Here is a 9,247-nt window from a genome sequence, read left to right on the forward strand (position 1 = left end):
TCAAAAACACCATCATACACTAAATCAGTAAGTTGGCAGCATCACCTAATTCCCGCACTATGAATCAGCGTATTGCCGCTCTCCATCAATGCTAAATGTTCTCCCGGTAAATCAGTAGCGGATAAAGCGTACTTATTCGCTGTTGATTTACATTTCCCGCCATTCCCATTAATCATCAGGTAGCCTATAATTAATGTATCCTCTGCCTATTGTTTGACTTACCTCGTGAAGAGGGATAATGAACACTAAAATATTCGAAGACAACATTTTATCTCGTAATGATATCGCTGTACGCTACGTCTTTCAGAAAATGTTTTCCCCACAAGGTACTCTGGTCGCGGTGGAATGCTTAAGCCGCTTTGATAATCTTTCTATTTCCCCCGAAGATTTTTTCCGCCATGCTACCGCCGCCGTTCGTGAACGTATTTTTCTCGAACAACTGGCACTGATTGAAAAGCATAAAGCCTGGTTTTTACGTAACCATATTTCCGCAACAATTAACGTTGATGACCATATCCTGAACCTGTTGCGCCAGAAGGATATAAAAGCCAAAGTCGCCGCCCTGACCTGCGTCCATTTCGAGGTAACCGAAAACGCCGAGAATCTGCTGCATAATTCTCTTGCCGCCTGGCAGAGCTCACAGGATACCTCACTGTGGCTCGACGACTTCGGCTCCGGCTACGCGGGAATTAACGCTATTCGCGGTTATCACTTTGACTATGTGAAAATTGATAAGGATTTTTTCTGGCACCTGATGCGCAAAGAGTCCGGCCGCCAGCTGATGGATGCGCTGGTGACCTTTTTATCGCGCAACCATCATAATGTGATTATTGAAGGTGTCGAAAGCGAAGCCCATAAAGAATGGCTGCAGGGAATGGAGTGGTTTGCTATCCAGGGACATTACTGGCGGGAAGTCAGTATTGAACAACTGGTCGCCGATGATATTGCCATGTAAAAAAAGCCGGGAATTCCCGGCTTTTTAACGTCACTTAATTATAAACTAATTCCCACGTTGCCCAGCTGGTAATCGGCCCGCTGGTGGCGCTTTTCGGCGTTGGCGAAACATAGCCAACGTAATAGGTGAACAGGCCGCCGCTGACCGCGCTTTCCTGCAAACGCACCTGATTTTGCTGCGGGTCCGCCGGGACAATTTTATTACTCTTATCCAGCGTATTATTATCGTTAGTCGATAGCGCCAGATAAATATTCTGCGCTCCATCCGGCAAGGTATTGGCCAGATACCCGGCGTTTTCGTTACCGACCGCCGTCAGTAAAAAACCATCGACCCAGCGCACGCTGACCCGACGCACCTCATCCTGCGAGGCTGCCCCACCATCATGGCGCAGCTGGCAGTTTGACAGTGCCAGGGTAAACGGCTGCGGTTTCATAAACGCCCCGGCACCGCGATCGTGGACTTCCGCCAGGCTGACCGGCGCCAGCCAGACATTACCGCTGCCGGCATGCTGGCCGCCGTTTAGCGCGATGCTACAGGAAATATCCGTCACCCGCCCGGCAAAATCGACCCGTCCGCGATCGTAATTGGTCTCAAAACCCCACGCCGAGGGGGCGGCGAGGCTGCCGCAAAATAGCAGCCACGCGATAGTGTTTTTCGGCAATCCCTTCATTCCCCCTCCCGTATTAATCGTACGTCAGGTTAAAGATCATATGCGACTCCACCTCGCCGGTGCTGGTCGTCGGGCCATACTGATAAAAACGCGCGTGCAGCGGTATGGTGATGTAGCGGGTCTCCTGATTATTCAAGCGGCCGACGGTGTATTTATTATTAAACTGCAGCGGGGAGCCATCCTTCAGCACCTGGATGCCAATGCCTTTCGCCATCCCGCTGCCGGCTTTTTCATTCAGCAAGGCGCCCATGGTAGCGGTAGTGCTGGTGGCCAGGGTACCGGAGAACGAGGTGCTAATGTTGGCATATCCCGTTTCACTCAGGCCGCCGCTGCACTGCAGGTCGATATTAAAATCCTTCCCGCCGGCGGTGGTGCCGACCCCTTTCAGGTCGGTGCGCCGGATGGAACCCACATCGACATTCATATTTTTCCCGCTCAGCACTGAACAGGAGGGCGAGACCACGGTGATGGCGTTGGCGCTCAGATAGGTTTCGAGGATCGGGTTATCGCCGCTCTCCCAGTCGTAGGAGGTGTACTTACCCGCCGCCAGGGTGCCGCTGCCGGTGGTTGCCGCGGTTTTGATAATCTCCAGCGTAAAGCGCGACCCTTCGAGGGAATAGTAGGTGGTGTTATATACCTGGGACGAAAAGACGTCGGGATAGACGATATTTACCGTTGCGCCGCCGCGGCTGAAACGCATGCCGATTCCCGGCACGTTGGTGGAGTAGATTTTATTTCCAAGGTCCGTGGCCCCTGGCGACACGATCTTCGCCGCAAAGCGGTTGGTGCCGGAAGTACAGCGATAGCTTGCCCCGCCGGGAGCGCTCATCGTCCAGTCGCGGGTAAGGATCACCGAGCCCACCGGCAGATCCGAGGGCACCACCACCCTGCCCACCACCATGTCCAGCATCACCGTTGGCGATGAGAGACGCGTACAGGAGGCCCAGGACGAGGTGGTTCCCAGCGCCATTAAGACGATAAAAAGCGTTAGTAATTTCCTCAGCGACATACGCTATCCTTTGTTGTTTGCTGTCCCAGATCCACCGAACACTGCCCGCCGCTCCACTTCACAATCGCGCGTTTGGCGTTCGCATCGCTGATAAACATCATGCTGCCCTGGCCGACAACGCCGATCTCCTTGCCGTCGGGGGAGAAAATACTTGCCGCAAACGGCAACGGCTCGTGGTTCGCCTGGCGCGCCTGCAGGGTGAGGTTGTTCTGCACCTTAGTGCCGAACGCGACCTTAACCACGCTGCCTTCCCACGGCACAACCTGCGCCACGGTGCGATCGAAGGCCACGTCGTCATGGCTGCCTTTCGGGTCGATTTCCACGGCGTTAATCCGGTACGGGCGCAGATACGGCAGGATGGCGTAACCATTGCTGTCCACACGGGTGCCCGGCGATCCCGGAAGCATCGCCCCGGCCGCGTCTTTGGCTTCAATCAGGGCCATCGTCGAGCCGCTTTCCGGTGAGAGCACCACGCCGCCGCTGTGGGCGATCATCGTCCCGCTGGCGCCAATGCCGCTCTGACGATAGCCTTCGCCCTGGCTGTAGCTGCCGTTGAGGGTGGTCCATGGCGTACGGTAGCTGCCGTTGAGCGCCACATCATGCTGACCGCCGGTGGCGGTGGTGGTCGACACGCCGTAGTTAAGGTTGTTTTCACTGTCCAGCGAACCGTTGATACCAATCTGCGAGCTGGCAAAGCGCGAGTTATTGAACGAGGTGTTCGACGTCAGGTTGGCGGTGCGGTTATCGCCAAACCACAGCGGGTAGCTGAAGTTGAGTGAAATACGATCGTCGCGACGATGACCGGAGCTGTCTGGCGTATAGACGCGCTGCGCGCTCGCCGACCAGGAGAGACGACCAAATGAATTGTTGTAGCTGACCTGATACTGCTTCTCGGTCCCGGAGCGGTTCCAGTAATCGGAGATACGGCCGCTGAGATAAAACCCGCCCCAGCCGTCCGGCAGGTTCTGGTTCACCGTGAAGGTCATGCCGTTTTTTTGCCGCCACAGGGTGTAGTTGCTGCGACTATTTTTTTCCTGATCGACGGCGTACAGCGCGTCGTTGAGGTTGTAATAACCTTTCGTCGAGTAGCGATACGCCGCCAACACGATGCTGGTCTGGGTATCGGTAAACATGCGGTTAAAGGTCGCGCGATAGCTCTGACCCGAGTCATCATGGGCATCGCTCTTCAACCGCGAATGGGTGACGTCAAAAGAGAGCGCGCCGATGCCGGTGTTCATCCCTGTCCCCACCAGGAAGGCCTGATAGTCGTCAAAACCGGTGACCCCGGTGTAGCCGGTCAACAGATTGTTGATCCCGTGCTGCCAGGTCGCCTGATAGAGCATCGGCTTGTTGCGCAGCGCGCTGTCGTCCACTTTACCGGCGGAGAGCGCGTAGCGGGTCATTCCCGGACGCAGCAGCTGGGCGACGGAAGCGTAAGGCACGCTAAACACTTCTACCGAGCCATCCGCTTCTTTCACCGAGACCTCAAGATCGCTGCCATAGCCGGAAGGATAGACATCCTGCAGGGTAAACGGTCCGGGCGGAACGGTGGTCTGATAGATAATATTGCTGCCCTGGCGCACGGTGACGAGGGCGTTGCTCTGCGCCACGCCGCGAATTTCCGGAGCATACGAGCGCATGCCGTCCGGGAACATATTGTCATCGGTGGAAAGATTAACCCCGCGCAGACCGATAGTGTCGAAAAATTCACCATTGGTGAAAATCTGCCCGCCGCTGACGATGGAGTTGAGCTGTGGGATAGGGCGCTGGAGATAGGTCTGGTTGCTGTTCCAGTGCGCTTTACCCTGCTGCTGCTGCCAGTTCAGGTTGCCGATGTGCTTCAGCAGCCAGCCGTCCCACGACAGACCGGCGTTGACGCCCAGATAGGCGCTGCTGTTATCCGACCCGCCTACCGAAGAGGTATGGCTGTTCCAGGCGTTCGCCATCCAGCCAAGATTGAGCGCGGTAATACCTTTGTCCCAGAACTCCGGGCTGACATAGTTTTTCAGGCGTTGATCTTCATAGATCTGCGGTACCGAAATGTTCAACCGCAGGGAGGACTGGACCAGGTTGTCTTTGACGTTTTCTTCGTTGCGCCAGGATTTGAGGCTACCGCAGTAGCCCTCCTGCTCGCTCAGCTGCGGATTGAGCTTTTCCGCCGCGATGCCATATTGGGCCAGCATCGCTTTGGTGTAGCAGACGCCCAGCCGACCATCTTTATCGCGCGCGATGCGTAAATCGTAGCGCCCTTTCCACTCGTCGTTGGTGTAGACGTCAAGGGAGTAAGTGCCTTCGGTAATCGCGCTGGTCGAAAAGCGCGACAGATCGACCTTTTCGCGACTGCCGACAATAAAGCCGTCGTTAAACTGATATACCGTTCCCGGGTTTTCCTGTCCGCTGGAAAATGGCGGAAAGCAGCACAGCGCGATGGCGATCGCGGTGCTTAATCTTCCCGGGCAGAATGACCTCTGCTTCATTAGCTTTTCCCTTATTTAACGGCCACTTTCACTGCGACATCGGCGCCATAGTCATTAATGTTGTTAACGGTCAGGGTTTCGCCGCGGTTGACGGCGGAGGAGAGCGCCACCGTCTGGCTGGACTGCGGCGCCAGCATCACGGTTTTACTGTTCAGGGCTTTACCGCCGTCGCGGGAAATACGGCTGACGGTAATGTAGAACGGCGTCGGGTTGTTGATGGCGAGACTACTGCCGCTGGCGGTCAGGGTCAGCTTCTCGGCCGCCGCATCGCGGTTGCCCAGTCCGGCAGGACGATAAATAAATTTAAAGCGCGAACGGATCGCCAGCTGCAGCACGTTCTGGCCTTCATTTTTCTGATTGGCCACCACCGGCGGAATTTCCAGCAGATTCAGCCACCACAGCGTCTCTTTATCTTTCGCCAGACCGGCGCTGCTACCGAGCTTAATACGCAGCGTCTGGCCGCTCTTGGCGTCAACGCGCGAAATCGGCGGGGTGATAATAAACGGGGTGGTAATGGTATCCGGTGTGGCATCGGCATCGCCGTTATCCAGCCAGGCCTGCGCCAGCGCCGGACGGTCGGCGTTATTTGAAAGCTGTACCGTTATTTCTTTTTCATTTCCTGGATAAATAAAGCGGGTACCGTTAACAATAATATTGTTGGCATGGGCCGCAAAACTAAAAATGAAACAGAAAAAAAGGGCAATACGCTTCATGCTGACCTCAGAATAAAAATACAAGCGGCGGACATTGCCGCTTTATTATTGTTATTAACTGCCCCATCGCGGGGCAGTTTTATTTTCTGACGGAATTACTGGTAAGTAATTTCGTAAGTCGCGTAGCTGTTAACCACACCGGTGGTTACCGTGGTCGGCGCGCTGGTGGCGTAGCCTACGTAGTAGGTGAAACGCGCGCCATCAGCTACAGCGGAAGCGTCGCCTTTCGCTTTCGGCTGAGTGCTGTCACCCGGGATGATTTTGTTGGTCAGCGCGGTAGCGTTGTCAGTAGACAGCACCAGCTGGATGTTCTGAGCACCGGAAGCTTCGGTGTTCGCCAGGTAGCCCTGTTGTTTGCTGGTTGCGCCAGCCAGCAGGTTACCGCCGGTCCAGTTTACGCCCAGTTTGCTTACGTCATCCTGTTTAGTGCCATCAGCAGCCTGGCAGTTAGAGACGTCAATGGTGAAAGATTTCGGTTTCAGGTAAGTATCCGCTGCTGCCGCTTTAACTTCAGTCAGGGTTACCGGAGACAGGTAAACGTTCGCATTGCTGCCCTGGCCGTTAACGGAAACAGTACAGGATACATCGGTAACTTTACCGAAGAAATTAACCTGGCCGCCGCCAACAGTGGTATCAGCTGCATGGGCAGCAGTCATGCCAAAAAACGCAGTTGCCATTGCTGCAGAGAGAAGAACCTTTTTCATTGCCATTTCCTTGTCAGAGTGAATTACGAATCAATGAGCACACTGTGAATTCGCATAGAACCAGAAACATCAGGCGATGCTGATTTATGCCACTGCTAATAGAATCTTCGACTGACCGGGAGCCGCAATATTTAAGGCGTCAGGTAACGAACCTAAAAATATAAGTTCGCTGGTGCTATCGGCGTCAAAGAATGCTATTTATTCGCCGACAAATATACATTTGTTCGGTGATGCTGCCAACGGCTTTGTTGAATAAATCGGCGGTAATAGTGCCAACTTACTGATTTAGTGTGGCTTTGTTAATGGAATGGTCGCCTCCCATCTCTTGTGCCACAGTGGGACGATAAATCGTCACTCATTGAACGGAGCGCTGCTATCATGAACGTTAAAACTATTGGAATCGATTTGGCAAAAAACGTTTTCCAGATCCATGGGGTTGACGAGCACGGAAAACGGTTGTTCAACAAACAACTCAGACGGGCACAAATGGCCTCCTTTTTTGCCAACATCCCACCCTGTTTGATCGGCATGGAGGCCTGTGCATCTGCTCATTTCTGGGCCAATAAACTGATATCGATGGGCCATAATGTCAAACTGATGGCCCCTCAGTTCGTCAAACCCTATGTTAAAACCAATAAGCATGATGCTGCAGACGCTGAAGCTATTTGTGAAGCCGTCACTCGACCTAACATGCGGTTCGTGCCGGTCAAAACCGCTGAGCAGCAAGCCGTATTGGCACTTCACCGGAGTCGTCAGAGCTTCATCAAACAGCGAACCGCACAAGCCAATCAAATCAGGGGGTTATTGGCCGAATTTGGCATTGTCGTCCCCCGAGGTATCCAGCAGCTACAGCGACGATTACCTGAGCTCGTGGAAGATGCGGATAACCCGTTACCCGTCCTGTTTCGTACACAGCTGAGTCTACTACAGCACCACATGGCGTACCTGTTCGATGTCATCGCTACACTCGACAAGCAGATTGAGCAGTGCTATCGGCAAAATGCTCTCTGCCAGCGTATCGGCAAGATCCCTGGTATTGGCCCTGTTACCGCCAGCGCGCTGATTGCGACCATTGGTAAAGCCAACAATTTCGAGAAAGGCCGACAACTGGCTGCCTGGCTCGGATTGGTTCCACGTCAGCACTCCAGTGGGGGTAAACAAGTCCTGCTCGGGATAAGCAAGCGAGGTGATACCTATTTGAGGACCTTGCTTATCCATGGTGCCAGGGCGGTATTGCAGTCGGCCAAACATAAACAGGATGCCGTATCGAGCTGGGCTAACCAGCTAATGGCGCGCCGGAATAACAACATTGCCTCGGTAGCATTGGCTAACAAGAATGCGCGGACTGTGTGGGCGCTCCTGGCCAAAGAGCGGGAGTATTGTGCACCAATAATAAGCGCTTAAGTTGCTTAATCAGTAAGACAGAAACAACACCACCGATTACCCAGGCAAGCATGAAGTGATGGCAAGACAGGTCAGACCGCGATGGGGAAAACCCGGTTTATTCAAGGCTCCTGAAAGAGCGCTTTGTTGATAGAGGCCTCCATCAGCGTATTCCATCAGGGACAGAGGTATTTTACATCACCTCGGCAAAGTCCGGATCTATGGCTGCAATCGATGACCAGTAAAGCCACCACAACATATTTAGCTTGGCAAACAGGAGGCGACCATCTATGAATAAATCAGATTTCGGGTAAGTCTCCCCCGTAGCGGGTTGTGTTTTCAGGCAATACGCACGCTTTCTGGCATCCCGGCCTTTGTCATCCTGTTCAACGCACGCACCATGGCCATAGCTTCCGCTACCTGACCATCGTAGTCACGCAGCGTCAGTGAATCTCCCAACAACTGCTTCATTCTGTACATTGCCGTTTCCGCTATCGAGCGACGGTTATATTCCGTTGTCCATTTCCACCGTGCATTGCTTCCGCTCAGCCGCTGATTAGCAACGGCACGGTTGCGGTCTGCGTACTCACCGGGCCAGTAACCTGCTCCTTTTCGGGGAGGAATAAGCGCGCTGATTTTTTTGCGGCGCAGTTCATCGTGACAGAGCCGGGTATCGTAAGCCCCGTCTGCCGCGGCTGCCCTGATTTTTCTGTGAGTCTGCCGGATAAGGCCCGGGAAGGCTTCTGAGTCCGTGACGTTATTCAGCGACAGGTCTGCACAGACAACTTCATGTGTGTTGCTGTCAACAGCAAGATGCAACTTTCGCCAGATACGACGGCGTTCCTGGCCATGCTTTCTGACTTTCCACTCGCCTCCACCAAAGACCTTCAGCCCGGTGGAATCAATCACCAGGTGTGCGATTTCACCCCGGGTGGACGTTTTGAAACTGACATTAACCGACTTTGCCCGCTTACTGACACTGGTGTAATCCGGGCAGCGCAACGGAACGTTCATCAGGGCAAAAATGGAATCAATAAAACCCTGCGCAGCCCTCAGGGTCAGCCGGAATACGCGTTTAATCACCAGAACGGTGGTGATGGCGAGATCAGAATAGCGCTGGGGCCTTCCTCGTGATGAAGGCATTGCCGACTCATACCAGGCCTGAATCGCCTCATCATCCAGCCAGAAAGTGAGGGAGCCACGGTTGATGAGAGCTTTGTTGTAGGTGGACCAGTTGGTGATTCTGAACTTTTGCTTTGCCACGGAATGCTCTGTGTTGTCGGGAGGATGCGTGATCTGATCCTTCAACTCAGCAAAAGTTCGATTTATTCAACAA

At 53.9% G+C, this 9,247-nt stretch carries 8 protein-coding genes; 2 read left to right on the forward strand and 6 right to left on the reverse strand.

The window, feature by feature from the left end; translation table 11 throughout:
• The first annotated feature begins 238 nt into the window (after positions 1 to 238).
• On the forward strand, positions 239 to 955 hold the full coding sequence (gene mkrJ, locus ADJ24_RS21525; protein WP_025714822.1) for a phosphodiesterase MrkJ: 717 nt from the start codon (positions 239 to 241) through the stop codon (positions 953 to 955).
• Between the two features lie 34 nt (positions 956 to 989).
• Here the strand turns inward: mkrJ and mrkF are convergent, their stop codons facing one another.
• The 5 genes from mrkF to mrkA all read right to left on the reverse strand — a co-directional run bounded on the left by mrkF (position 990) and on the right by mrkA (position 6,528).
• Complete coding sequence (mrkF, locus tag ADJ24_RS21530; protein WP_000677445.1) at positions 990 to 1,625, reverse strand: type 3 fimbria minor subunit MrkF; 636 nt, start codon at positions 1,623 to 1,625, stop codon at positions 990 to 992.
• A 13-nt stretch (positions 1,626 to 1,638) separates the two neighbouring features.
• Positions 1,639 to 2,634 carry a type 3 fimbria adhesin subunit MrkD gene (gene mrkD, locus ADJ24_RS21535; RefSeq protein WP_048703699.1) on the reverse strand — a complete coding sequence of 332 codons (996 nt, stop codon included), beginning with the start codon at positions 2,632 to 2,634 and terminating at the stop codon, positions 1,639 to 1,641.
• Complete coding sequence (mrkC, locus tag ADJ24_RS21540; RefSeq protein ID WP_000813718.1) at positions 2,625 to 5,111, reverse strand: type 3 fimbria usher protein MrkC; 2,487 nt, start codon at positions 5,109 to 5,111, stop codon at positions 2,625 to 2,627. Before mrkC ends, mrkD begins: the two co-directional genes overlap by 10 nt.
• An 11-nt stretch (positions 5,112 to 5,122) precedes the next feature.
• A complete protein-coding gene (gene mrkB / locus ADJ24_RS21545; RefSeq protein WP_000820818.1) occupies positions 5,123 to 5,824 on the reverse strand; it encodes a type 3 fimbria chaperone MrkB in 702 nt (233 codons plus the stop codon).
• Between the two features lie 95 nt (positions 5,825 to 5,919).
• The gene (gene mrkA / locus ADJ24_RS21550; protein ID WP_023311710.1) at positions 5,920 to 6,528 is read right to left on the reverse strand and encodes a type 3 fimbria major subunit MrkA; all 609 of its coding nucleotides are present in this window, start codon (positions 6,526 to 6,528) and stop codon (positions 5,920 to 5,922) included.
• A gap of 378 nt (positions 6,529 to 6,906) precedes the next feature.
• Between mrkA and ADJ24_RS21555 the strand changes: the two genes are divergently transcribed.
• The gene (locus ADJ24_RS21555; protein WP_045340504.1) at positions 6,907 to 7,932 is read left to right on the forward strand and encodes an IS110 family transposase; all 1,026 of its coding nucleotides are present in this window, start codon (positions 6,907 to 6,909) and stop codon (positions 7,930 to 7,932) included.
• A gap of 318 nt (positions 7,933 to 8,250) precedes the next feature.
• On the opposite strand, the gene ADJ24_RS21560 is transcribed toward ADJ24_RS21555, so the two are convergent.
• Positions 8,251 to 9,219, reverse strand: coding sequence for an IS5 family transposase (locus tag ADJ24_RS21560; protein ID WP_073971483.1), 969 nt, complete (start codon positions 9,217 to 9,219; stop codon positions 8,251 to 8,253).
• Positions 9,220 to 9,247: the final 28 nt, after the last annotated feature.

This window comes from Enterobacter sp. 940_PEND (genome assembly GCF_001059415.1).
GTDB lineage: Bacteria > Pseudomonadota > Gammaproteobacteria > Enterobacterales > Enterobacteriaceae > Enterobacter > Enterobacter cloacae_M.

Bases quoted from the DNA above. Each gene is read 5' to 3' on its own strand.
- mkrJ (WP_025714822.1), top strand. From the start codon at position 239: ATGAACACTAAAATATTCGAAGACAACATTTTATCTCGTAATGATATC.
- mrkF (WP_000677445.1), bottom strand. From the start codon at position 1,625: ATGAAGGGATTGCCGAAAAACACTATCGCGTGGCTGCTATTTTGCGGC.
- mrkD (WP_048703699.1), bottom strand. From the start codon at position 2,634: ATGTCGCTGAGGAAATTACTAACGCTTTTTATCGTCTTAATGGCGCTG.
- mrkC (WP_000813718.1), bottom strand. From the start codon at position 5,111: ATGAAGCAGAGGTCATTCTGCCCGGGAAGATTAAGCACCGCGATCGCC.
- mrkB (WP_000820818.1), bottom strand. From the start codon at position 5,824: ATGAAGCGTATTGCCCTTTTTTTCTGTTTCATTTTTAGTTTTGCGGCC.
- mrkA (WP_023311710.1), bottom strand. From the start codon at position 6,528: ATGAAAAAGGTTCTTCTCTCTGCAGCAATGGCAACTGCGTTTTTTGGC.
- ADJ24_RS21555 (WP_045340504.1), top strand. From the start codon at position 6,907: ATGAACGTTAAAACTATTGGAATCGATTTGGCAAAAAACGTTTTCCAG.